The 1,053-nt window shown below is 78.0% G+C and carries 1 protein-coding gene; it reads right to left on the bottom strand.

Annotation, left to right across the window (positions count from 1 at the left end):
- Nucleotides 1-962 (bottom strand): NAD-dependent epimerase/dehydratase family protein (locus NBZ85_RS31305; RefSeq protein WP_261563444.1); only part of this gene is annotated, 962 nt, incomplete at its 3' end.
- Nucleotides 963-1,053 lie beyond the last annotated feature (91 nt).

Genomic DNA, 1,053 nt, shown 5'->3' with positions numbered 1-1,053 from the left:
GGGGTCGGGCGGTCACCTGGCGGTGGGCGATGCGGGGCGGCCGCGGCGACCTCGTCCCAGGCGGGCTGCCCGAGCGGCAGCCGGAAGCTCCGCGCGTCGAGCCAGCCCGACTCCTGCCCCTGGCCGAACAGCAGCAGCTCCGCTCGCCGGCACACCGCGCTCAGCGGCGGCAGCCACTGCCCGGTCGGCTCGGCGGCGCGCAGCAGCAGTCGGACCGCCCGCGTCGGCAGCGGACACAGCGGGCGGCCCGGGGCGAACGTCTCGTAGAGGGTCCGCACGGTGTGCCCCTCGTAGGGGTGGGACACCACCAGGGGTGCGCTGCGTGCCGCCAGGATCGCGGCGACGGCCGCGCCGACGTTGCCGATCAGCGCCACCGGAACGGGCTGGTCGCCGTCGCCGCACGTCACCAGGGGCCAGCGCTGGCAGAACGCGGCGAAGGCGGTCGTCATCCGCCGTCCCGGGCCGTGCACGGAGGGGGGGCGGTAGAGCGTCACCGCGACGCGGCCGGCGGCTGCCGCGTCGCGCAGGAGCTGCTCTCCGAGGGTCTTCGACCGGGCGTATGGGTTCACCGGCGCGTAGCGCAGGCTCTCGTCGAGCCGGTCCGCCCGGCCCTGCACCGCCGCGGTGCTGACATGGACGAGCCGGGGCACTGCGGCCTGCTCGCAGGCGTCGGCGAGCAGCAGGGGCCAGGCGGCGTTGGCCCCGACGAGCCCGGGTGACGGCCGGGCGGCGGACACGGCCACCCCGGCAGCGTTGACGACCGCTTCAACGCCGTCGAGCTCGGCGGCGAGCCGAGCCAGGTGGGGGCGGTAGGCCCGCCGGGGTTCATGGGCCAGGGCCTCGCCGTCGACCCACAGCCGGCGCGCCGGGCGGGGCAGCACCTCGTGGCCTGCGCCGAACAGCGCGGCCGCGCAGGCGGCGCCGATGAATCCGGTGGCGCCGAACAGGGCGATCCTGGTCATCGGGCCCTCTCCGGCCCGTGGTCGGCTCGGCCGGGGGAGGGCTCGGCCGGGGAGGGGCGGTCGGCCGCGGCACCGGGACCGGGACCGGGAC

It is taken from the genome of Frankia tisae (assembly GCF_025403405.1).
Lineage (GTDB): Bacteria > Actinomycetota > Actinomycetes > Frankiales > Frankiaceae > Frankia > Frankia tisai.
This window is presented reverse-complemented; position numbering and strand designations above follow the sequence as displayed.